The sequence below is a fragment of the Gammaproteobacteria bacterium genome (assembly GCA_035546635.1).
Lineage (GTDB): Bacteria > Pseudomonadota > Gammaproteobacteria > JAURND01 > JAURND01 > DASZWJ01.
The window spans coordinates 1-23,325 of record DASZWJ010000029.1 but is presented as its reverse complement, the minus strand read 5'-3'; the positions used below and the strand labels follow the sequence as shown (position 1 = coordinate 23,325).

At 39.0% G+C, this 23,325-nt stretch carries 20 protein-coding genes; 11 read left to right on the top strand and 9 right to left on the bottom strand.

Annotated elements, in window-relative coordinates; translation table 11 throughout:
• The first annotated feature begins 318 nt into the window (after positions 1-318).
• The gene (locus VHE99_08440) at positions 319-1,386 is read left to right on the top strand and encodes a hypothetical protein (GenBank protein HVV69040.1); all 1,068 of its coding nucleotides are present in this window, start codon (positions 319-321) and stop codon (positions 1,384-1,386) included.
• Between the two features lie 246 nt (positions 1,387-1,632).
• On the opposite strand, the gene wecB is transcribed toward VHE99_08440, so the two are convergent.
• From wecB to VHE99_08410, 6 genes are all read right to left on the bottom strand, one after another.
• Positions 1,633-2,766 carry a UDP-N-acetylglucosamine 2-epimerase (non-hydrolyzing) gene (gene wecB, locus VHE99_08435; GenBank protein HVV69039.1) on the bottom strand — a complete coding sequence of 378 codons (1,134 nt, stop codon included), beginning with the start codon at positions 2,764-2,766 and terminating at the stop codon, positions 1,633-1,635.
• Between the two features lie 33 nt (positions 2,767-2,799).
• Positions 2,800-4,653 (bottom strand): glycosyltransferase, encoded by a 1,854-nt coding sequence (locus VHE99_08430; GenBank protein ID HVV69038.1) that lies wholly within the window; start codon positions 4,651-4,653, stop codon positions 2,800-2,802.
• 37 nt (positions 4,654-4,690) lie between these two features.
• A complete protein-coding gene (locus tag VHE99_08425; protein HVV69037.1) occupies positions 4,691-5,956 on the bottom strand; it encodes a tetratricopeptide repeat protein in 1,266 nt (421 codons plus the stop codon).
• A gap of 104 nt (positions 5,957-6,060) precedes the next feature.
• Entirely contained in the window at positions 6,061-6,885 is an 825-nt protein-coding gene (locus tag VHE99_08420) for a hypothetical protein (protein HVV69036.1), read from the bottom strand.
• Positions 6,886-7,160: 275 nt separating this feature from the next.
• Positions 7,161-8,942 carry a DUF2334 domain-containing protein gene (locus tag VHE99_08415; GenBank protein HVV69035.1) on the bottom strand — a complete coding sequence of 594 codons (1,782 nt, stop codon included), beginning with the start codon at positions 8,940-8,942 and terminating at the stop codon, positions 7,161-7,163.
• 100 nt (positions 8,943-9,042) lie between these two features.
• Positions 9,043-10,920, bottom strand: coding sequence for an EAL domain-containing protein (locus VHE99_08410; protein ID HVV69034.1), 1,878 nt, complete (start codon positions 10,918-10,920; stop codon positions 9,043-9,045).
• 208 nt (positions 10,921-11,128) lie between these two features.
• Here VHE99_08410 and VHE99_08405 point away from each other — a divergent pair, with 208 nt between their 5' ends.
• Positions 11,129-11,377: a hypothetical protein gene (locus VHE99_08405; protein HVV69033.1), complete on the top strand. Its 249-nt coding sequence runs from the start codon at positions 11,129-11,131 to the stop codon at positions 11,375-11,377.
• Between the two features lie 165 nt (positions 11,378-11,542).
• Entirely contained in the window at positions 11,543-11,812 is a 270-nt protein-coding gene (locus VHE99_08400; GenBank protein HVV69032.1) for a hypothetical protein, read from the top strand.
• Between the two features lie 146 nt (positions 11,813-11,958).
• Here VHE99_08400 and VHE99_08395 read toward each other — a convergent pair whose 3' ends face one another.
• Positions 11,959-12,852: a LysR family transcriptional regulator gene (locus VHE99_08395; protein HVV69031.1), complete on the bottom strand. Its 894-nt coding sequence runs from the start codon at positions 12,850-12,852 to the stop codon at positions 11,959-11,961.
• Positions 12,853-12,955: 103 nt separating this feature from the next.
• On the opposite strand from VHE99_08395, the gene VHE99_08390 reads away from it, so the two are divergent.
• The 3 genes from VHE99_08390 to VHE99_08380 all read left to right on the top strand — a co-directional run bounded on the left by VHE99_08390 (position 12,956) and on the right by VHE99_08380 (position 15,404).
• Positions 12,956-13,597: an NAD(P)-binding domain-containing protein gene (locus tag VHE99_08390; GenBank protein HVV69030.1), complete on the top strand. Its 642-nt coding sequence runs from the start codon at positions 12,956-12,958 to the stop codon at positions 13,595-13,597.
• Positions 13,598-13,752: 155 nt separating this feature from the next.
• The gene (locus VHE99_08385) at positions 13,753-14,538 is read left to right on the top strand and encodes a type IV toxin-antitoxin system AbiEi family antitoxin (GenBank protein HVV69029.1); all 786 of its coding nucleotides are present in this window, start codon (positions 13,753-13,755) and stop codon (positions 14,536-14,538) included.
• Positions 14,535-15,404: a nucleotidyl transferase AbiEii/AbiGii toxin family protein gene (locus VHE99_08380; GenBank protein ID HVV69028.1), complete on the top strand. Its 870-nt coding sequence runs from the start codon at positions 14,535-14,537 to the stop codon at positions 15,402-15,404. The genes VHE99_08385 and VHE99_08380 overlap by 4 nt, the downstream gene beginning before the upstream one ends.
• A 244-nt stretch (positions 15,405-15,648) precedes the next feature.
• Here the strand turns inward: VHE99_08380 and VHE99_08375 are convergent, their stop codons facing one another.
• The gene (locus VHE99_08375) at positions 15,649-16,488 is read right to left on the bottom strand and encodes an integrase domain-containing protein (protein ID HVV69027.1); all 840 of its coding nucleotides are present in this window, start codon (positions 16,486-16,488) and stop codon (positions 15,649-15,651) included.
• A 26-nt stretch (positions 16,489-16,514) separates the two neighbouring features.
• On the opposite strand from VHE99_08375, the gene VHE99_08370 reads away from it, so the two are divergent.
• The 5 genes from VHE99_08370 to VHE99_08350 all read left to right on the top strand — a co-directional run bounded on the left by VHE99_08370 (position 16,515) and on the right by VHE99_08350 (position 22,207).
• On the top strand, positions 16,515-16,928 hold the full coding sequence (locus VHE99_08370) for a hypothetical protein (protein HVV69026.1): 414 nt from the start codon (positions 16,515-16,517) through the stop codon (positions 16,926-16,928).
• A gap of 200 nt (positions 16,929-17,128) precedes the next feature.
• Positions 17,129-17,785, top strand: a complete 657-nt coding sequence (locus tag VHE99_08365) for a response regulator (protein HVV69025.1) — start codon at positions 17,129-17,131, stop codon at positions 17,783-17,785.
• A 643-nt stretch (positions 17,786-18,428) separates the two neighbouring features.
• The gene (locus VHE99_08360; GenBank protein ID HVV69024.1) at positions 18,429-19,619 is read left to right on the top strand and encodes an integrase family protein; all 1,191 of its coding nucleotides are present in this window, start codon (positions 18,429-18,431) and stop codon (positions 19,617-19,619) included.
• A 301-nt stretch (positions 19,620-19,920) separates the two neighbouring features.
• Positions 19,921-20,883 carry a metallophosphoesterase gene (locus VHE99_08355; protein ID HVV69023.1) on the top strand — a complete coding sequence of 321 codons (963 nt, stop codon included), beginning with the start codon at positions 19,921-19,923 and terminating at the stop codon, positions 20,881-20,883.
• Between the two features lie 253 nt (positions 20,884-21,136).
• A complete protein-coding gene (locus VHE99_08350; protein ID HVV69022.1) occupies positions 21,137-22,207 on the top strand; it encodes a Fic/DOC family N-terminal domain-containing protein in 1,071 nt (356 codons plus the stop codon).
• Between the two features lie 255 nt (positions 22,208-22,462).
• Here VHE99_08350 and VHE99_08345 read toward each other — a convergent pair whose 3' ends face one another.
• The gene (locus tag VHE99_08345) at positions 22,463-23,134 is read right to left on the bottom strand and encodes a DUF3320 domain-containing protein (GenBank protein ID HVV69021.1); all 672 of its coding nucleotides are present in this window, start codon (positions 23,132-23,134) and stop codon (positions 22,463-22,465) included.
• Between the last annotated feature and the right edge of the window lie 191 nt (positions 23,135-23,325).

Here is a 23,325-nt window from a genome sequence, read left to right as displayed (position 1 = left end):
GATCAAGAAATGCTCTAAATTGACGCCTTTTTTCATAAATTCACCCCTTTTCCTTAAGTTAGGTGAATTATGAGGCAACGTTGGGGTTTTTACCTTTAAATTGGGGGTCCTTCGGTTAGGTTATTTCTGAGGCAATTCGGTTGGTAATTTCGAGAGGCGCCCTTAATATTTTCTTAATATTCTCTTGTTATGCTTATTCCATAACTATTGATAAATCCTCAACAGAAGCTAAACTCTCTCCGGAAATGTCCTCAGACTGCGCTTCTTTTGTTGATGTTAATCTCTAGTACGCTTGATAAACCCTATTGTTTAATCGTTATGAATGAATCTAAAGAAAATAAACTACGCGGACCGGCAGGTGTAGGTTCAAATTTCTTTCCAAAGGTTAAAAAAGAAGATGATATTCCATTTGATGCAGAGAACCATAAAAAATTATTAAAAGAAGGGGGATTCTATGACTATCGTATCTGTGAAGATTATTTATATATTCAAAGACGAGAGAGTAGGAAAGTAGGTTTTGGTACTGCTAGTACAAGACATTTGGTGGAAATTAGTCTAAATAATCCTAAGCTGAAAGGGAATGTTCGCACAGAGGCTGATTTCTCATCACATATTTTCCATCTTAAAATGGGGATGATTCCGGAAGGAAATGTTTTTTATGTATCTGGTAAGTATGGTGTCCAGTTTGAAGAAAGTATAAAAGCTTTGCTTAAATTTCCACGGGGGTTGGGTCCTTATCTCTTACTCTGTTTAGAGCAAATTTGTATGGAAAAGTTTGGCCTTTCCAAAGATAACGGCGATCTGCTGAAATTTTTTGATAACCGCAGCTTATTTCAAGAATTAAAAAAACAATATTTAATAGAAAAAACTGGTAGCGTTGGCGTAATGGCTATAGAGGCATTTTTTCAGTCTCCATTGCGGTCCCTGCATTTTGATTTGTTAAAGGTTATATACAGAACAGAAAAAAACCTTTCTAAAGATCATGAAATTCCATTAACTACTCTTTTTGAAAATCATAAATTTTTTGAGGGATTATTGACAAGAGAATTATCTAAAGCCGCACTGTTTATTGATGATGCCTTAGGACTTCTAGAACAATGCGGCGGAAAGTCCTCAAGAAGTGTTAGTACTTTTGGAATGGAGTCAATACGTATGGTTTTGTCGGATAAAGGAAAAGAACGTTGGCGGGATGCAATTAGCCGCGGTGTAGGGTTTAAACCATTTCGAAATTTTGAGCAATTGATACCCTACATGACTAAAGAACAATTATGCAAATACGAAAAGATTCTTGCTAGCCAAGCACCTAAGCCTTCTAGCTCACTGCCCTCTTCTCCGTTGACGATTGAAGAGACAGTTGAAGATTCACCCACTATTGATCTTAATTAGTCGAACGTTAAAAACCCAGTTTTAAAAATCTAAAATTGGGTTTTGTATTTCACCAATCCAAAAAAGTTGAGAAAGTCTTCCCAAGAAAAAAGCCAAAAAAATCCTCAACCACCGCAGGATAAGTCTAAAGTTGTAGCCTGCGCTTACCATCAAAGGTAAACACTTAATAATCCCACCTAATAACCACATATGAAACATTTAAACTCTCCAAAATACAAAAAATTTTGGAGAAATAAGCTTCTATTCTCATGAGTTTAAACTCGAGGAGTTTTCATGCATTTCTAAATTAAACAACTTGGTTTTTAAAATCTCTACAATGCGTTCTGCAGCTTTTCCATCACCATAAGGGGATAGGGTGTGTGACATTTGATAATATAAATCACTATCGGTGAGTAGAGTAGAAGCTTGCACCACAATATTTTCTACTGAAGTACCCACCAGTAGGCCAGCTCCGCAGCTAACAGTTTTAGGACGCTCAGTGTTATCCCGCAGAATAAGAACGGGCTTTCCTAGTGCTGGGGCTTCTTCTTGTACGCCGCCAGAATCGCTCATAATGAAATAACATAGATTCATGTAGGCGACAAAATCTGTGTAAGTGAGTGGTGCGATCAAATGAATATTGGCTTCGTCACCTAGTATTTTGTGTACTGTTTCATGTACATTAGGATTGGGATGTACAGGAAAAACAATTTGTATATCATCAAATTTTTTAGTTAAAATCTTTAAAGCTTGACAAATATTTTTCAAGGGTGCGCCATGATTTTCGCGCCGGTGAGCAGTTACTAAAATGGTTCTTTTATCAGGTTGCGGTTTAAAAGAAGGAGTTATGCCTTTTTGTATGATCATTTTGATTGCATCAATCACCGTGTTGCCCGTTATAAAAATTTTATTTTCATTAATATGTTCTCTTACTAAATTATTATATTCAATCTCAGTTGGTACAAAGTGCCAACTAGACAGCGGGCTTACAAAAATGCGATTCATTTCTTCAGGAAAAGGGTTATGGATATCAAAGGTGCGTAAACCAGCTTCAATGTGACCAACCGGAATGTGATTATAAAAACAAACTAAAGCCACAACCATCACTGTAGTCGTGTCACCTTGTATTAAGACGGCATCATATTTTTTCTCAGTAAAAATAGGAGCAACTTTTCGTAACAATTCAGTAGTCAAACTCGTCAGCGACTGATTAGGCAGCATACAATGTAATTCGATATCTGGATGAATATCGAATACTTTCAACATTTCTTGTAGCAGCTCACGATGTTGATCTGTTGCAATTAGCGTAAGTTCAAACTCTGGCTGTTTTTTTAAAGCTGCAATAATAGGTGCAAATTTAATTATTTCAGGGCGGGTGCCAAATACGCAGGCTATTTTCATAAAGAAATCCTTTTCTAAATTGATATTTTCCAGCTAATTTACTTTGCTTTGGGTATATAACACATACTTGTGTTGATATTCTTTAAGTATAGTGCTGATTTTTTCGATTAAAAAAGTATCTGATGGGTCAGTAATTGCCACTATTAATAAGCCCTCAGGCGAAAAGTACACTGGAATTACCTGATTTTTTAATAACCATCGATATTGCCGGCTCGATATTTTTTCTAACGCTTGTTTTGGGAGTGGATCAGGGATTTTTGATAACAATTCCATATTATATTGACTAGCTAATAAAGTAAGTAATTGAGCGGCAGTAATTAAACCCTGTTCAATTAAAATTTCGCCGAATTTTTTACCGGTACGTGTCTGTTCATTAAGTGTACTAAGGCATTGTTGTCGAGAGATATGGCCTCGCTGCACCATATAATCGCCTAATTTATGCTCGCCCGGCTTTAATCCCATTGGATGGGCAAAGATATGTTCTGTTTTGTCCCATTTAACAGGGGCTTTGCGTCGGGGTTTGAAGAAAAATATATAGTAAGCACGAAATACCGCATGTAAATTGAGTATGTTTCCATAAATGGCGCGTGGGATACTTAATATAGCCGGAAATAAGCCATAAATTTTCCAGCAGGCATAAAAACGCAACGCAAGCCGTTCGAGCATTAACAGTGTGCAAAGTATAATGAGAGGGTATATAAATGGCCAACGGTTAAATATGTCACCCAGACTTGGATATTGTGGGTAGTAACTCTGAAACCCTGCGTATACTAGCCAAAATAATAAGATAATATAGCCAAACCCATTAGCAAATAAGGTAATTAAAGAGCGCCGATCTTGTAGCAAGTTATATTGTAGGGGTAAATTCCCTTTCCAACCGGTCTTAATCCATTCTTGTATAGCGATCCCCATAATCCAGCGAGTTTTTTGTCTAACAGATTTCATATATTTAGTAGGAAAGTGCGCGCGTGTAGCAATATATTCCTTAAAAAGCGCTTTACGCGACCACAGACCAAAAAAAAGTGGTGTCTTTTTAGTGCGAATAATCCATTGTGTGACAAAAATACTAGATAAACCGGCCAAGCGAATGACTAAAGAGCTATGATAATCTTCTGTTAATAAATCTTCTCCAAAAGGTTTTGATGTCGGGTTGTGAGCAATTAATACCTCTATCGCTCTACGGGAAAAAGCAGTGCCAACCCCTGCAGAAGGCACTAAACCCCCCATTGCTTCGCGTACAATTAGATTCTTTGTATGGTTTTCGGCAAATTCATCATTATAAATCCAATGGGTGAAATTAAAATAATTGGTCTCCAGTGGAAAAACTGGTGTTTGTATCATATCTTTTTTAGGGATTAAATAATTATATAATTTTAACGACAAAGGATGAATCATATCTTCAGAATCATGCAACACCAAAATTTCTACCGTTATGCCGGTTTTTTGTTCTTCCGATAAAATATGGTCATAAACCGTATTTAGATTGGCAGCTTTGGTAGAAGGACCGGGCTGGAGGCCAATAATACAACACACATGCGGATTGCTATTGCTTATAGTTTGTACTGCATCAATAGTGTCCTGATCATTCGGATAAACACCCACATAGATTGTATAATTTTGGTAATCAATTTCTCTGAGATTATGCCGTAACATATCGCCGATGACATTGGCTTCTTGCCAACAGGCAACCATAATCCCAATACGCTTTTCTGCGACTGAGGCTAATTGTTCATAAGTTAGATGTGAGTGCTTGCGTGATTTAATACGACGATGGATAAAATAAATAAAATAGTAAATATCTGTAAACAAAGCATCAAGGCCAAAGACACAAAAAGCCAGCACCACAACTATAAATAAGTACCAAACAACATTGATAATAGTGTACATTATTCCATCCTTTGGATACGCGTCATATGATCATTGTTTAGAAAGAAAAATAAGTTTCTAGTGTCACCATGCTGGCATTATAAGTTGATCCATATGGATTAGGATCAATCGAATTGACCGGCACGTAATAACCTCGCGCTAACTCAAATCGTAAACGTATATTAAGCAAATTGTAGGGAGTAATCGCGATGCCAGGACCTGTTTCTATTAAGTTATTATAAAAGTAATGTCTGGTATCAAATATTGCATTTACTTTCCAGTAGATATCGACGCTAGTGTTTTTAAATTCAAAAATTCTAAAGCCTTCCCTGGCAATTAATTGACCAATCCAATCATCGTTGTAGCGGGAAAAATAGCTAAAATCAAAATAAACATCGCCAATTTGTTTGAATGGAAAACGCTTGGTGTTGGCATAATGGGGGGGGTAACCCCAATCAGTATAAAAATCTAAACCACCGCGTAAGTCCGGTGTCCACTGAGTATTATCAGATTCTTCATCGCGAATGATATTATACCCTTCGCCGCCTTCTACATAGGCATAAGCTGGAAAATTTTTAAAAGGCTGATAGCGTATACCTAAATCGCTTACTACGGAGTTATCAGCAATAATGGGTGAAGCCTGCCCGCCAATAGACGCGGTATCCTGATTATAATAAATGATACCGTATACTTGGACTTGATTATTGCTGCCAAAATTTCTACCGATACGAAAAATTCCCGGGAAAATCATATCCGGCCAACGCGGTAGGTAATAAGGTGCGAAATATAAATCGGAAAAATAGGGGTGGGGTAAAAACTGCGTCTGCACACCTGCAATATCTACCATGCTTTGTTCAGCTTTTAATCTTAGATTGGGATCAGGTGAGTTTGTGGCGACTTCTTTGTATTTATAAAAGGCTTGTTTATCCCGGTCGGAGTCATCATAAATATAGCCGATCTCGATTTTGGCTTCATAGTCCATGGGGTCTAGTTTTGCGGCTAGCAGAAAGTGAGGCAAGGCTTTTAAAGGCTGATTTACTTCAGAAAAAGCAAAGCCTAATTTTTTTTGCGTCTTAGCGCTTTGTGAGTTTTCTTTAGCTAATTGTTCTAAAATGGCGTTGGCTAATAGCGGATTTTTGAATTTTAGGTCGTAATATTTGTCTAGCTGCGCGTTATCTGCCAGCTCAGCTGTAGTGGGAGCGGACTGCTTTGAGTTGAGTGTGGGATATGCGGGTGCTACATCGTATTGAGACCAGGCATTATTACAAAAAATGAGGCTCAATAGAAAAATGATGATATAAAATTTATTATAACGAGAGGACACGCACAATTCCATTTGTGTTTTTTAAGAAGTTCCTGCTTGAGCTAAGGGGACAATTCTATACATTTGTACTTTAAAGGATTTCCTTTTTAATCACAAGAAAAAAATTACCCGTCAAGAAAAAAACTATCATGTTCAGCTGAAAATGCCATGCTTAAATTTTGCCATAGAGGCTTTGAAGCGGGGACCATATCGATACGAAAATACCACCAAAAATAGCCGCCAACATAATTGGGCGCATCGATTTTTAGACTATAAAAGTGCTGTAGAAAATCCGCTTTTTTACTTTCATATTTAGTACCAATTTCACCAAATCCCAATTTGGCGTTGGGAAAAATAACGTGTAGTTGATTAAACGTTTGGTTCCAATTAGGTGTTACGTTTGGGCAATCATCTGGATAAAAGCTAATTAATACATAATCCAGGCCTTGTTTCATGTCTTCTGGTATATTGGCATTGACCCAAGTGAACATTTCATGCCTGGGTTTATCGGCACACCCAATATTATAGTATAAGGTAACCGCTGTTTTGCGTCCTTGTGACTTTACCAGGGTATAGGCATCATGAACTTTATGTACAGTATCATTGGTTGGGCCTAACCACTCGCCATTAACTTCGTTGCCAATTTCCCAAATGTCGACATGATCGCCCAGTTGGGTTAAATATTCTTGCACCCGCTTTTTAAATGCTGGAACTGAATAGTTTTTCATAGCAAAAGAATCAGCTAGCTCACCGACAATATAACTGACCTTATGTAGTTGTGTTACAGCTAGTTGATAATTTTCAGCAGAAACAAATTCATCAAAAACAATGCGCGCTGTTGGCTTATGCGGCAGGTGTTTGAGGGCTAAGTAAATTTCATCTAGATTGTCAATGTTATCAATTGTCACGCCATAAATGGGGTGTGATAGGTTGTCGGCCTCTTTTTTCATGGCTCCTACACTTTTGGTGATGTAACTCGATGTCAATGTAAAAGCAAGAAAAAGAAGTGTTTTGGAATTAAGACTATTTAATAGGGCTTTATGCACACTACGAATCGTTTTAAACATGCCCTATTATATAAGAAATTCCACCAAAAATCAAAAAACCAGTTATTAATTATTAATATTTTACCAATAAGTAGTATTGCAAATTACTATTATTTAATATACTTCATTCCATTTAACCCCGCAACAACTGGGAGGTATTTCACCAAATTTACGGCTGTCTAAATTGGACACTTTATAACAATGGGGTCGATTTCAATTGGTGCTGGTGGTTTTGGTTTAGTGTGCGTTTTGGTCCAGCTACGCAAATCGACAAACTCATAACCTAGACTCTGAATTCCGGAAATAAGCCGTTCGATTTCACTAGTATCGCCCGGGAATTTGGCAAGACCATTTTGATCGCGGGTGTTTAATAGTTGTGCATGGATGAAAAATGAGGCCCAAACATCACGCAAAACGCTCAATCGTTTTGCATCTTTCAATAGGTCGTCCACGCCACGTAGATTAGTAACCTGGTTATTTAAATATGGCTGTATATCTCCCAAATCTTCTGGAATTACGCGTTGGCCATAATAATCACCATATACTTCATAGGGGTGATATTCATCATTACGTGCTGCACCGGGAATATTAATGACTTGGAGTTTTTGTAGCGCCCTCAGCCGCTCTTCATTTGCTACCTTATTTACCCCTGCAATATTATAAGTTAAAGCATCAGGAATGGGCGTTAAATTACAGGTTTTATTTAAAACATAACTAACCTGACCGACATTCCAAATAAATACTTGTCCAAAAATAGTATTATCTAAACTAGATGCTAAATAATGTGGTGTCAGCCAACCTTGAAAAGAAATGCCGGCACTTTGCAATAGACTAATTCCTTTATTTAGACGATTTAATACATAAGAAACTGAATCTTCTTTAATGGGTTGTTCATGAATTTTATCCCAGAATTCAAAGTCTTCGCCTGAAACACCACTAACGGGATTTCTTACATTATTATATTGGTGAGTTACACCATGTAATAAAAAACTTCCGCCATGATCCTGGGCATATTTTAAACCTTGAAGAAAATTTTTGTCAGCTGTCATTTCTTCGTAATGGGTAAAATTATAAACCTTCAAAGGATCGTTATAGATAGGAATTAATGAAACGGCAAATGGAATTTTTTCCTTTATAAATACATCTACCATAGGTTTAATGCTAGATGTAAGAAAGGGGCTGACATCTTCAAAGCGTACCAAAGCATACTTTTTTCCATTATTAACTGGTTTTTCCTCGATGATGTCAAATAATATATCTGAAAGAATAAAATATCTATCACCATAATCAACATAAGAAAAAGGAGTATCAGCGATATACCAATGATTATTATTGCGCAAAATATACGGTATTTTGTCCCCGCGGCTAGAATGGGTGGCCCAGGATAAGGTATATGCCTGCATATTTTGAGAGACTGGCTTTAGAACTACCGTGTCTGAAGAATGTAAAAAATTTTTTCCCGATTTTTCAAATTCCCCATAAGCGCTAAATGACGCATTTCTATAACTAAAAGCATTATAAAATCCCGGCTTTCCGGATGGATCTTTGTGTTGGGTGTCAATATCTTCAACTTTATCAAAGTTAACACCCCAAAGTTTTTTTAAATCTGCTGCAGTTAAGCGCCATATGCCATATTTAAACCATGCCACATTACGCTGAGTGGTGACAAAATCTGCTAAGAATGCAGCAGGAATTTGCTCGCTATTTTTGTAATTGCTGCCAATATAGATATTCGCTATACATTTATTAAAATCTCCGGACTGATATTTGCTAATGGGGATAATATATTGCTGAATATTAGAAAAATGACCCAATAAATTTTGCAAAAAAACTACATCGATTCGCCCTTCAAGGTAGCTTGGGTCATTAGTTGGCTTGTCATAGTAAATTTGTACACACTTAATGGCAGGTATTTTTGTTTCAGTCGCATATGAAGTGCTAACTAAAAATAAATAGATCAAAAATAAATATAAGTATTTTAACTTAAATTTCATAGATTTTCCTTGATTTAATAAATTGGTTATCCATAAAAAATTTTAAAAACAAAGCGCAAAATCTCTTTTAACAATGATCAATTTTTCTCTTGATTTTAAAAAAATTTTTGACATAATCTTCGGCGCATAATGGCTCTGAAAAATAAAAACCTTGTATTTCATCGCAACCATGCTCGCGTAAAAAGTCCAATTGAGCTTGGTTTTCAACACCTTCTGCTAAAGTGCGCAGGTTTAAACTTTTTGCAAGACTTATAATGTTTAGCACTATAGTTTTATCAATGACATTCTCAGGTAAATGTGTAATAAATGATCGGTCTATTTTTAACTTATTTAGAGGCAGGTTTTTAAGGTGTTCTAAATTAGAATAACCAGTACCAAAGTCGTCAAGAGAAATACTTACACCCAGATTTTGGAGCTGATATAGTGCATCTGCTGCATAAGAAAAATTTTCCGTAAATGTATTTTCAGTTAATTCAAGTTCCAAATAATGTGCATTTAATTGCCCAGATTTTAATTTATTCATAATTTTCTCGCACAGTACTGGTGATTGGCACTGCTTGCTAGAGAGATTAATACTAATGCGCCCATTAAACAGATTTTGTTGCTGCCATTCTAGCGCTTGTGTTGCCACTGTATCTAATATCCATTCAGAGATTTCAGCGATAATGCCGATATTCTCTGCAAGCGTAATAAATTTACTAGGTAATAGTAAGCCTTTCTTAGGATGTTGCCAGCGAATTAATGCTTCAAAACCGCTTATCGTTTTGCTGCGTAGGTCAATAATGGGTTGATAATGAATGACAAATTCGCGTTTTTCTAGTGCTTTAATTAGGCTGCTTTCAATAGATAATTGCGCGAATACTTCTTGTTGCATATGTTTTGAATAAAATTGCCAACTGAAATGATTTTTTTTAGCCGCATACATGGCAAGATCAGCATTTTTCATTAATACTGCAGCTGTGGTGCCATGATAAGGGTAGATACTAATGCCGATACTACAATGCATATATAAATTATGTTTAGCTAGTTGAAAGGGCTTAGATAATTCTGACAAATAACGTTGGGCAATAGTAATTGCTTCTGCTTGCGCGGTGATATGTGAAACCGATAGCACGAATTCATCGCCACCTAAGCGAGCTAATAAATCTTGCGCTTTAGTATGCTTTTGTAAGCGCTCTGCAATAGATCTCAAGAGCCCATCGCCCATGACATGGCCTAAAGAGTCATTAATGATTTTAAAACGATTTAAATCAAAAAATAATATGGCTGCAAGATGCTTTTTACTTTTGGCTTGGCTCAATGCGTTTTTGATATGACTCATTAAATGTAAGCGATTGGCTAAGCCAGTCAAAGCGTCATGTGTTGCATAATAAAGCAATTGTTGTTCGGCTAATTTATTATGCGTAATATCATGGAAGCTAAACACGCGGCCAATAATTCGCCGATTAACGCATTGTGGATATGATTGATACCTGAGAATCTTTCCGTTTTTGCAGTATAGATCAGTAGATATAATTTCAGCAGAATTTTTTAGTTCCTGAATATTTTTAGAAAATAAATGTGGAACTAATGAATCAAGTTGTGAGACTAAATGACTTGATATTGCTTTATCTTTTTCTATAGCTAAAATCTGCAACAAGTTATTATTAAATTTAATTATTTTTCCTTTGTCATTGGTTATTAAAATACCATCGCCGATAGATTCCAATGTTGCCTGACTTAAAGATGATAGGTGCTGTAATTGTTTTTTTTGTTTGTGGGCATATTGCGCGATATAAACAATTAAGCCTAAGAGTAGAATGAAATAAGGAATTTGAAATTGAACTAGGATAGCGTAGTGATAAGATATGGCTAGCAAAACCGCAATAATTAGAGGCAATAGTACCCATCCGCCAATGGCAGTGACTATGCGGGTCAAGCTTTGATTATACAGCATCCATTGCATGGTAGTAAGACTCTTGGTCATCTGTGAGCAAGTAATTGATTGTAGATGAAATCACCTACTTTTGCCAAAACTTTTTTAGGGGCCAATGGAGTCGCGCAAAGACTCACAAAAGGGTAAATATTCGAGGGCACATAAACCCCGTATTTCTCAAGGAGGACATGATGTGCCATAAGTTGATATAATATGACGCTATTATAAAGGGATAAAAATGTTTTTTACCCAGTATGTGCCTTTGGCGGATAAGGTAGAGGTTTACAACAACAGCTATGGTGATACAAGATTGGTGGCTGATAACTGCATAGATAAATCATCGAGAGTGTATCAACCGCGGTTTGGAAAGAAATTCAGGAAAAAATCGATGAAAGATAATCAAGAAGCAATCCCTTCAATACATGATGTCTTGTGGCCAGCGCTACATAAAGCCTTTCTCCGTGCGGCGGAACTTGCTAAGCAGTAGGTTGATATATTTGCCATGATCTACCAGAACAACCATCAGTCACTAACCCGATATCCGCTATTGTAGAAATTCTCAGCACCGAAGGAGCTTTAACTGAGGCATGTGCCTTATGATAAAGTTGATGCATTTGTGGCTGGCGAAGCAAAATATTTTTAAGGATAAAATATGATCTTTAAGGCAAGAAATCAAGATTTCATAAATTACTTTGGGATTGTAGGACAGGGAATGCTCAAGCGGCACTTGGTTTGGCTAAACATTTTCAATATGTTATTGCTACAGATTTATCTGAAGAACAACTTGCAAGCCCCTCATTTACCTAATATCAAATATTTGGTTTCTCCTTCGGAGCAAATTGCTATACGGGGTAAGTCAGTTGATTTGGTCGTAGTTGCTCAGGCATTACATTGGTTTATCAGCCGATTGATTGCGGTGTAACAGTTTTTAAGATGATAATATCTTTGTTGCTTAAAACTACAAATTCCTTATCTGGATTTAGTTTCATTGATTTTCTAATCTCTTCCGGTATAAAAACTTGACCTATCTACCTCCAGCCCAATCCGAATTAGCTAATCAGACTAAAGCTATGCGGAACCAAATTCAGCGACCAGAGCATCTATAAAACTACGCAACTTGATGGTTGGTTTGCGAGCCGCAGGATAAACCACATGCATTGGTTTAGTAGGGCCTTCGTAGTCAGCCAGAATGCGAACAAGTTTCCCAGCTTTCACCTCAGTAGCAAGAATAGTTTCTGGCCCAAGTGTAATACCAAACCCGGCTATCGCTGCGTGTAATAAGGCTTTCCAGTCGTTAGAACGTAAGCGGCCGTTTGCAGCTACCTCCAGGGCCTTTCCGCCCCGGGTAAAACACCAGCGACAAGGAGTAACAAGCGAGCTATTGGTGTATATAAGGCAATCATATTTTACTAATTCGTCAGGTGTACTTGGCGTACCACGTTTTGACAGATAGTCAGGTGAGGCGCAAGCAATCAACCGATAAGGTGCTAATGGGCGGGCGATTAAGGATGAATCTTCCAGTTCACCTATTCGAATCATAACTTCGATACCTTCTTCCAGGGGGTCAACCAAGCGGTCGCTCAGAGAAAGGTCGATCTGCATTTCGGGATGTTTAGCAAGAAATTTCGTAATGAAAGGGGGCATACCAAAAGCGCCGAATGTCATGGGTGCACTTACCTTCAGTACTCCTTTTGGTTGAGTATGCATATCTAGCGCCAGCGAATCGGCAGCTTCGACTTCTGACAACACAAGTTTGCATCGATCATAGTAAGCCCGTCCAACATCTGTCAGGCTTTGTCTGCGTGTTGTGCGATTGAGCAATGTCGTTCCAAGTTTGGTTTCCAAAAACACAATATGCTTTGCTACCATTTGTGGTGATATTCCCAGAATTTTAGCTGCGGCAGCAAACGAGCCAAGATCAGCCGACTTTACGAAAACACTCATGCTGGTTAGCCTGTCCATAATTCCCCACTGTTAATTGTTAATTACAAAAATAAAATGCTATATATCTTTAATTTTATATCAATCAAACTATCCCTGTCCTTCACATTCAGGAGTTAAACACATGAAAATTGGGATTATTGGTGCGGGCTTCGTTGGTCGTGCTATCGGTAAATTGGCCACAGGTGCGGGTCATCAGGTTATGCTCAGCAATTCGCGCGGGCCACATACCTTGTTCAGTCTGCCTTATGCTATAGGATGCCAAGTTGGCACGGTTGAAGAAGCCGCTGTTTTTGGTGACATCGTCATTATCGCGGTTCCCTTGGTTGCTTATCGTAGCATTCCTGTTAAACCGCTAGCAGGTAAAGTGGTCATTGATGCTAACAACTATTATCCAGAACGAGATGGTCATATAGCTGAGCTGGACAGGCAGGAAACAACTACCAGCGAATTGCTCGCGCGGCATCTGCTGTCATCACGCACGGTCAAGGCATTCAATGCCATCTCTATGAATGATCTCGAAATAGGTGGCCTTTCTGCCAATGTGCCAAATCGGCGTGCATTGCCGATTGCTGGTGACGACAATGAGGGCAAGGCGATTGTGACTGCGTTGCTGGATACGTTCGGGTTTGATGTGGTTGATGCTGGGCCACTTTCGGAGGGATGGCGCTTTGAGCGTGGTGCCCCAGTTTATTGTGTGCCACTTAACAAGGAGAGCCTGATTGTGCAGTTAGCTGCTACTCGCCGAGAATTTTTTAAACTCTAATAGATAGGTTTATCTGTTTTTTTCATCTGGGACACCTTCTTTTTCTTTCCACGATTACATAGGAATTACATGGCTGATTCAAGCTGGTTTGTGTCAAAACTTGCGCAAAATAACGAAAAACGATATATTGTGAAAGTATTAACGCAGGCATCGTTATGAAACTACCCGAATTTATCCATACTTTACAGACTCAAGGACGTCATTCATTCGCAGTTTCGGAAGCGGAACAGGCTTTGGGACTGCAAAAAGTAGCAACCTTGAATGCTATCCGGCGTATGGCTTTGCAAGGTCTTTTGGTAAGCCCCGCCCGTGGTTTCTATCTGATAGTGCCTCCTGAGTACCAAGCCTATGGCTGTCTTCCGGCGGACATGTTCATCGCTGATCTTATGAATTACTTCGGCCAACCCTATTATGTGGGCTATCTAAGTGCTGCACAATATTATGGAGCGGCGCATCAAAAACCTCAGCGTTTTCAGGTGGTGACTAATAAAAATCGGCGACCCATACAGTGTGGACGTATTTATATCGAGTTCATTGCTAATAGGAAAGTTGCAGAGATGCCGACAAAGCCTATAAACACTTTGACTGGAACCATCAACATAGCTACAGCAGAAGTGCTGATGGCTGATCTGGTCTCATCTCCGCATCATGCGGCTGGAATAAACAATGTGGCTACGGTATTGACAGAATTGGTTGAAAGTATCGATGATAAACAACTTTTGGATTTATCTAAGATTAATACCGAACTTTTCTGGGTACAACGATTAGGGTATTTGTCAGAATTTTTAGGGCTTGAAAGGTTGGTGCCAGTGCTGGAAAAAATTTTACACCCGCATAAACTGCATTGGGTGCGTTTAGTTTCGCGTTTTGGCTATAAAACTTTATCGCGTAATAATAAATGGAAAATTATAGTAAACACCGAAATCGAGACTGATTTATGATTCCTATGGCCCATATTACTCAATGGCGGCAGCTTGCACCTTGGTCAGATGATATGCAGGTGGAACAGGATTTAATCTTATCGCGCATTATTGTCGATATTTTTTCTGATCCAATCTTAAAAAATGAATTAGCATTTCGTGGTGGTACTGCTTTGCATAAACTGTTTTTTCAGCCTGCACAGAGGTACAGTGAGGATATAGATTTGGTCAGAACAAATCCCGGTAAAATTACTGATATAGTTGATGCCTTGCGAGCGCGGCTCGATGTATGGTTGGGTGAGCCTAAAACAAGTCGCAATTATTCCAGCTTTAAGCTTCTCTATCGCTTTGCTCCGGAAACGTCGAAATCAGTTTCATTGCGGGTAAAAATTGAAATTAATACCCGAGAGAATTTTTCTGTGCTTGATCGAATATCTAAGAAATTCTTGGTAAATTCAGCATGGTTTTCAGGTGAGGCCGAGGTCAATACCTATCAATTTGAGGAGTTATTAGCCACTAAATTAAGGGCTTTATATCAGCGGAAAAAAGGGCGAGATCTATTTGATTTATGGCTTGCGCTTAAACAGGAAGGCTTAGATATTGATAACCTGGTTCGTATATTTCTGCTTTATATGCGGGAAGGCAAAGTCATTTCCAGAGAAATTTTTGAGAAGAACATAGATTTAAAGCTGCAAGAACAAGTTTTTGTGGATGATATTAACCTTTTGATGACTTCTGAACTGCGGAAAAACCAATCAAAACTCATGGTAACAGATAGCAATAATGTTATGGTAACAGAGGATGGTCGGAAAATGCGGACTGAGGGGTGGAGTTTGTTTGATGCAGCAAAGGAAGTTAAACAAAAGATATTAGTTTTGTTGCCTTAAGAGAGATTATTTTAAAATTATAACGGTTAGAGTCGCTCAAAGTATCTATTTTTGTATATTTAGGACGACTCTAACCGTTAGAGCATACTAAAAAATTTAACGCTCGCTGCTGAGCAAGGGTTGTAGGGAAAAACCTGCAACCCTTTGGACAGCGTGGGGTCGCCTCCAAAATATCAAGCTCAAGCCCTTCGGGTGCGCTACGCGCAACCTTGACATTTTTCCGGCTTCTCTGGCTGCCAACCCATTAACTAATCACCCCAACGTATGCACTAGCAATTGCTGGTCTGCTGTGACCCGCTACCTCTGCAATTTCCTGTCTGGCTGTCTGGTCTAATTGTCTGTTTATTTCAGCATTATTATTCTTTAGTGGACCCTCCTGTCCGGTAATGCTCTGATAAATCTCATTTAATCGCTCATGGCGCAATCCGTGACTGGTTATACCGTCTTTGCGACTGATACCATGTTGCCTGCAGATATAGTAATAGTGGTTGCGCCACTGTTTATAGCTGTATTTAGCCGGAATCATCGAATGGGAACGATTGCTTATCAAAGCCTTTGCCTGCGCCAATACCGTGCGTTGGTATTCCGTGGTAATAGGGATAATACGATCTCGTCCGCCTTTAGTACCCCAATTGACAGCAAGATAATTCATTTTATCGGCTCCATGCGGATTTAGCAGGGCAGCTTCCTTCATACGTAAACCGAAAGCGCGTTGCAGTTCCAACTGTAACGCAATAAATTTATCCTGCATTTGGATAGCATTAAGTTTATGTTTTAAATCCTGCTGCTGGCTGCTCCAGGTTTTATCTATTTGAGCGGCCAAATGGCGTGTTACGCTTTCAGGGTGTTTAACATAATTTTCTGAGCTACGGATCATCCCGGGCTTGCCTATCCATTCTGCAAATACTCGGAATGTGCTAATGCGGTTTTGAATGGTGGAGGCGGATAGTTTCTTAGCTTCCCAGATATGACCCAAAGCCATAATATGCCATTCTTTAAAACCGTCAACGTCATCGAGTTTATAACCTAATTCGCGTAACTCTTTAAATCCGCGCCATAAAATTTCCTGGCGGGCATCCTGCACAATTAAACATTTGTTTAAGTGACCCTGTGTTTATTGATCTTTTTAATCAGGTTAAGAATGATACTGCAGCATCAAGCTATTATTTACTAGATGCATCGGGAAGCTTTTTATTTTTGGATGACTCGGGTACCCCAACATGGCTAATTGTTAAAACTGAGGATGAAATTCGAGAGTTTGCACAACAAGCCGAGTACGAAGGAGCGCCAAAAGAACTTCTAGAATCATTGAAAAAAGGAGAGGTAATAGCACATTTCAATAATTTCGATGAATATGTAGATGCGACTAATGGGGATTGGAGTAAGTATTTATTTCCTGCGAAAATTGTGAAAGGAGTCAAGCAATATCATTACTCAATATTAAAAAGTCTTCCTGGTTTTCCAATAAAGCAAAATAAAATTTTTCCATTTAGTGAATACCTAAATAGCAATTCACCCACTTAATTTTACTGAGTGGTCAGATTAGCTACCAATCTTGACCATTCCATGAATTGCTATGCGAATTGCTTCTGCATCCGTGTTAGCTTCAAGGTTTTTAAACCCGCTCGCAACTATGGTAAGCATTTGTAACTCGCAATGTGAAAGTTGGGCTGCCGGGACTTGCAGTATCGCTGTCACCTCAATAACGACAAGGAGCAACCTGCGTGATTAAGGTTTTACTAGTCGATGACCATGAGTTAGTGCGTACCAGCATCAAGTTACTTTTAGGTGATGTTGAAAACATTGTTGTAACTGGCGAGGCTAAAAGTGGTGAAGATGCTATTCGTTTAGCCCGAGAACTTGATCCAGATGTTATTCTAATGGATCTGAACATGCCAGGCATGGGTGGTTTTGAAGCAGTAATGCGCGTACTGCGTAATAAACCAACGCCAAAGATATTGATCCTTAGTGCCTACACTAGTGGGCTTGTACCCGCACGATTGCTAAATTTAGGTGTAACCGGTTATTTGAGCAAACATGCAAAGCGCGAAGACATGATACATGCAATCCAGACAGTTTATTCTGGAAATCGCTATATTGACCCATTAATAGCGGATTCCATCGCTTCATTTCATACTACTTCAAAAAATAATTTATCCTCAGTAGTGCAACTTACAGATCGCGAGTTACAAATGCTCATTTTAATTGCCAACGGTATGGATAGAAATGATATTGCTAAGAGTTTGTATCTCAGCAAAAAAAAGATCAACGGCTATATCTCCAGCGCAATAAAAAAGCTTGGCACTAACACGGATGCAGAAGCAATTCGCATAGCAATTCAAAGCGGGTTGGTCAAGATAGCTAGCCAGACCACTCAGTAAAATTAATCTGCGGATAATTAAAATTACTATGGCGTCTGAGGTGCAAGTGTGAACTGAGCCAGGGCAGATTTATTGCTCAAATCGGCTTGCCATGGGTTAATCCGTTTTGGGTTCCATCGCAAGATGAAATTGATTCACGCCGAGCGTATGGGGTTTAAAAATTTTGAAAACTACCGATTACGAGTTAGAGTGTTATGTGGTTGATAAAGTGCCCCCTAAATTGGGAAAGACCCGAAAGACCCGACACATCGTGCATGGCTCTGCAGTTGAATAAAGAAAACAAAAGACTCCAGTGTTGACTTTGTTGAAGGGCGGAACAACTTACCCAACACAAAGTACAAAATCAAAGCTAGTAAGTTTGAATTTTGATGAGAGTCGCGCAAAAGTCGCGCAAGCAATTTAGTAGGTTGGGGTAGGTGGGTGTAAGCCTTTGATTTTATGGTGGGCCCACTAGGACTCGAACCTAGGACCAAGGGATTATGAGTTCCAAAAAGATGAGTTTTAACTGGTTTTAAGCACTTCGACACATTTTTAAAATTTCAAAAAGTCCTTGTTTTACTGGATATTTTATTTCACAATTTGTTCTACGTTCTTGGAACGACTTTTATTTATACCTTCGACACATATTCGACACGGAAAACCTATGAAGATCACTAAGTTGATGGTGGATAAGCTGCCATTGCCGACGTCTGCTGTAGCAGGTAAGACAGCGCAGAAGCGGTATTATGATGATGTGATGAAAGGGTTTGGGGTTCGGGTGACTTCCGGTGGCACTAAGGCATTTTTTGTGGAAAAGCTGGTGCAGGGTAAGCTGCGTCGTATCACTCTGGGGCGTTATCCCGAGCTGACGGCTGAGCAAGCGCGGCGTGAGGGACAAAAGCTGCTGGGTAAGATTGCAACCGGTATTGACCCTATTGCGGAAAAAAAGGAAGCTAGAGTGAAGGTCATCACCCTTAAGCAGGTGTTTGAGGATTACCTCAACGCCAGAAAAACCTTGAAACCTAGTACAGTATTTGATTATCAGCGGGTGATGCGTGAAGCCTTTGCTGACTGGCAGAGCAAACCCTTGTTAAGCATCAGTAAGGACATGATTACCAAACGTCATACTCAGTTGGGCGAACGTAGTAAGGCCAGGGCTAATCTGGCTATGCGCTACCTGCGAGCGATTTTTAACTTTGCAGCTGGGGAGTATGAGGATGCCAAAGGCCAATCACTAATTACGGAAAATCCTATCAGGAGGTTATCACAGACTCGGGCTTGGTATAAGGTCAACAAGCGCCAAAGCTTTATTAAAGCTCATGAGTTATTCCTTTGGTACAGAGAGGTAGTAAACGTCCAAAACACGGTATTGCGTGATTACTTGTTGTTGCTATTATTTACTGGCTTACGGCGAGAGGAAGCCATGACACTGAAGTGGGAGCAGATAGACTTAATGGCGCAAACCCTGACATTGCCTGATCCTAAGAACCATCAACCACATATTTTGCCGCTATCTGATTTTTTGTTGGAGCTATTAATCAAGCGGAAAGAAGAGGCATTAGGGGAATATGTTTTTCCAGGCACTGGCGCCAAGGGTTATCTGGTCGACCCTCGCAAGCAGGTAGCTAAGGTAATTGAGGCCTCTGGAGTTTCTTTTATGCTGCATGATCTGCGTCGCACCTTCATTACTATTGCTGAGAGCTTGGATATTTCGGCCTATGCTGTTAAACGTCTGGTAAACCATAAGATGAATCATGATGTGACAGCAGGCTACATTGTGAGCGATGTCGAACGGCTCCGTAAGCCGATGCAGCAGATTACGGATTATATTGTGGGGCAAATTGGACAAAAATAGTTTTAGTAATCATACTGATCTAAGCTACAAAGCCCCAACAAAGTTGCCTAAGATTTATACAAAATAACCATTTATGTGTTCAGCAATGGCTTTCGCATTTTTAGTGTAATTTTGATTTCAGATAATTGCGAAACAGCTTGTTTCGCGAGAATGCATCTTTTTACCAAGGAATAAACCGACTTGGAAAAAAAGTCCACAACTTGTGGACTAAATATCTTAGTTAACTGTAGAAGTAGGTGTGACAGAATATTACTGACCGGTCTTGAAACAAGAGTAATTTGATCTAGAAAATGGGACACTCATGATTAAAATACTGTTAATTAGTGATACTCATGGTCGTCTTGATATAATCAACGATCTGATTGAAAAAACAAAGGTAGATTTAGTAATTCATGCGGGCGATTTTGGATTTTATAATGAATCTAGTTACAGGCATATTAGTAGTCGTGAATTACGCTTGCTTATTTCACATTCTCCTTATGGGAAAGATTATCGCGTTGATAAGCAAACTAGTCGTGAGATGTTAATTGAAATTGTGAAACGGCATCAACTACTGGGTGATTTTTCGGCTTATCAAGATGGTAATAAAAGGTTTGATGTTCCAATCTATGCAGTATATGGTAATCACGAAGATTCTTATGTTATTGAACAATTAAAAGGAAATAATAAAATTCACCATTTTAATTTGTTAGATGAAGATAATATCTACCAAATTGCGGATGATAATGAACCTGGATTTAAATTATTTGGTATAGGAGGAAATTTTTTGGTAAGTAATAAATTGCTCGATAAGCCTATTGCTGGTAAAGCAGGAAAGATTTGGTCCACACTACATCAGTTTGGCTTTTTGTATAGAAAGCTTGAGAAAAAAAGTAAACCCTCAATATTCGTTTCTCATGTCAGCCCAGGTAAAGAGCCTTTATTAACTCGTCTGATCATTCATTTTATGCCGGACATTTGGGTCAGTGGCCATATGGGAGCGCCTTACACTTGCGTGTGGAATGAGTTTACTGTTCGCAACATGAATGAATCGTTGTTTTGGTTAAATTCAGCATTAGAAAAATTACCTACGCTGGCTGAGGAATATTTAACCCCGGAGGCAAAATTAGCCTATGATGTGATAAAGCGTGAAATTCCGCGTAAAGATTTTTGGTTTAAAAAACTGTGGTATGTAAATTTACCTGATGCTAAAAATGGTTATGCAATTTTGACTTATTATGATGAGAAATTTTTCGTAGAAGGGCGATGCTATGACCTTTTTTAATTCCCAGATTTTTGAGTATAAATTGTCCATTTAATAGAGCAAATTCTTGTTAAGCATCAGTAAGAACATGATTGCCGTCATACCCAATTGAGTGAGCACAGCAAGGCCAGAGCTAATCTAATTATGCGTTATTTACGAGCGATTTTTAACTTTGCTGCAAGAGAGAACGGCTGCGTAAGCCAATGCAGCAGATTACGGATTATATTGTGGGACAAGTTGGACTAAAATAGCTCAATGTTTTATGAGAAAAGATATGAATAAAAATCAACCATTCAATGATTTACCACTTTTGCCGCCTGCTGTGGACTTGGAAACCACAACTATTTTAAAAAAAGCTATCGAAGCAAACCGGCAGCTTGCAGAATTAAAGGGATTGGTTAATTCAATTCCTAATCAAGAGATTCTGGTTGATGGCATTGTATTGCAAGAGGCGAGATTGTCATCCGAAATTGAGAATATCGTTACGACCAATGACGAATTATACAAAGCGGCTGCAGATGAAAAACTGGCTACTGATCCTCAGGCGAAAGAGGTTTTACGCTATCGTGAAGCACTTTGGAGCGGTTTTCAGCAACTGAAAGAAAGGCCATTATCAACTAACTTATTTATAGACTTGGTGAGAATTATTAAGGGTCGTGATATCGGCATTCGTCGAGTGCCTGGAACAAAAATAGCCAATTCAAAAGGAGAGGTGTTATATACCCCACCGGAAGGTGAATCAGTCATTCGTGATAAATTATCTAATCTTGAGCATTTCATTCATGCTGAAAATGGTATCGACGCATTAATTAAGCTGGCAGTCATGCACTATCAGTTTGAGGCAATTCATCCTTTTGTGGATGGAAATGGTCGTACTGGCCGTGTTATTAATATCTTGTTTCTGGCTGAAAAAGGGTTGCTTGATAAGCCGATTCTTTTTCTAAGTCATTATATCTTGCAAACCAGGCAAGCATACTATGAGGGCCTGCGACGGGTGACTGAGGAGGGGGCATGGGCTGATTGGGTTTTGTACATATTGGAAGCTGTTCGGGTCACAGCGTTTGAAACCCAAGAGCGGGTAATCAAAATACTCGAAGCTATAGAATCCACTAAAAATCAGGTACAGGTTAAAGCCCCTAAAATTTATAGTAGAGATTTAATTGATATCATATTTCGTAATCCCTACTGCAAGGTTCGTTTCTTAGAGGATGTTGGGTTAGCCAAGCGCCAGACGGCTGCTCGGTATCTACAGACTCTTGAGGAGTTAAATCTGCTGGAAAGCACCAAAATTGGCAAAGAAAAATACTATATTAATAAAGTTTTGACCAAAATATTGAGCTCATAGTGCATTGATTTAATTGGATTTTTTATAACGTGTCGAAAAAATCGGAAAAAATCGACACGTTCTGTTAACGTGTCGATTCAATCGACATGATGTATTATCTAATAAAAAAACCTAATTTTTTCAAAGAGTTAATAAGGCTAATGAGGGTTGAATTTCTAGCGAAGAAGGGAGCACGCTGATTTCGAAAACGTGCACAGCTTGTGCAACAATTTATAGCATTTATAATTATAATTCTTTCTAACCAATAATAAGCCATTAAGCCATGTTCACCGTATCGCATAAAGTAAGATGATCCCCTCTTTCCTGTAGTTTTCCGGCATTTAGTAGTTCCTGAATCTCCGGCTCGATCACTTCGCGCAACTGAGCACTGGTGGATTTGAACCCTAGTAGGTGAGCCACCTCGGAGGGAAGTTGGTCACGGCTGGCGCCGAAATTGGCTTTTATCAAAACAAGGATGGTTTTCCTGATTTCTTGCGGGGGTAAGTGTTCCGGTTTGCGCAGGCTTGGAGAAGACACATTGTTGCGATTTCGTACCTGAACATCTACTCCTTGTTTAAGATAAAAATCCCCTTCTTGTATGATAATGCCATGTTGGGCTGCCTGCATAAGCCCTGCCTTGACCTTGGCCTGAATACGGTTGCCGGCACGTGCTAAGTTCCACAGCATACGAACACGAGTAACGATTTCGTTTTCATGAATAGGGCTTTCTGCCTCAACAATTTTACCGACAATTTCTGTCATGTCTTGATTTGTCACTTCGTGTGGCGCTACATCACTGGGTACAAGGAATAAGGCTTCCTGATAGGGTACAGATAGACTCTTTTCGCCCACGTTGACATACAATGTAGCTGTGTCGCCGTCATCATGAGAAACAACATTGAATATTTGGCGTGTGGTGGGTTTTTCCTGCTGTTCGAGAGATGCCAAAGTTTTCTTTGCTTGTTCGATGGCAAAAATTGTTTTTTCCAGTTGTTCCTTCGTAAACCCCTAATAATCCCACCTAATAACCACGCATCAAACATTTAAACTCTCCAAAATATAAAACATTTTGGAGAAATATATGTCCACAAAACCAGCGCCATTTATTGAGCTAAAAACACCATCCACTTTAAAAAGAT

Excerpts from the sequence above, each read along its gene's own strand:
- VHE99_08380 (HVV69028.1), top strand. The coding sequence starts at position 14,535 with ATGATTCCTATGGCCCATATTACTCAATGGCGGCAGCTTGCACCTTGG.
- VHE99_08350 (HVV69022.1), top strand. The coding sequence starts at position 21,137 with ATGAATAAAAATCAACCATTCAATGATTTACCACTTTTGCCGCCTGCT.
- VHE99_08420 (HVV69036.1), bottom strand. The coding sequence starts at position 6,885 with ATGAAAAAAGAGGCCGACAACCTATCACACCCCATTTATGGCGTGACA.
- VHE99_08440 (HVV69040.1), top strand. The coding sequence starts at position 319 with ATGAATGAATCTAAAGAAAATAAACTACGCGGACCGGCAGGTGTAGGT.
- VHE99_08395 (HVV69031.1), bottom strand. The coding sequence starts at position 12,852 with ATGGACAGGCTAACCAGCATGAGTGTTTTCGTAAAGTCGGCTGATCTT.
- VHE99_08390 (HVV69030.1), top strand. The coding sequence starts at position 12,956 with ATGAAAATTGGGATTATTGGTGCGGGCTTCGTTGGTCGTGCTATCGGT.
- VHE99_08360 (HVV69024.1), top strand. The coding sequence starts at position 18,429 with ATGAAGATCACTAAGTTGATGGTGGATAAGCTGCCATTGCCGACGTCT.
- VHE99_08385 (HVV69029.1), top strand. The coding sequence starts at position 13,753 with ATGAAACTACCCGAATTTATCCATACTTTACAGACTCAAGGACGTCAT.
- VHE99_08430 (HVV69038.1), bottom strand. The coding sequence starts at position 4,653 with ATGTACACTATTATCAATGTTGTTTGGTACTTATTTATAGTTGTGGTG.
- VHE99_08405 (HVV69033.1), top strand. The coding sequence starts at position 11,129 with ATGTTTTTTACCCAGTATGTGCCTTTGGCGGATAAGGTAGAGGTTTAC.
- VHE99_08400 (HVV69032.1), top strand. The coding sequence starts at position 11,543 with ATGATCTTTAAGGCAAGAAATCAAGATTTCATAAATTACTTTGGGATT.
- VHE99_08355 (HVV69023.1), top strand. The coding sequence starts at position 19,921 with ATGATTAAAATACTGTTAATTAGTGATACTCATGGTCGTCTTGATATA.
- wecB (HVV69039.1), bottom strand. The coding sequence starts at position 2,766 with ATGAAAATAGCCTGCGTATTTGGCACCCGCCCTGAAATAATTAAATTT.
- VHE99_08410 (HVV69034.1), bottom strand. The coding sequence starts at position 10,920 with ATGCAATGGATGCTGTATAATCAAAGCTTGACCCGCATAGTCACTGCC.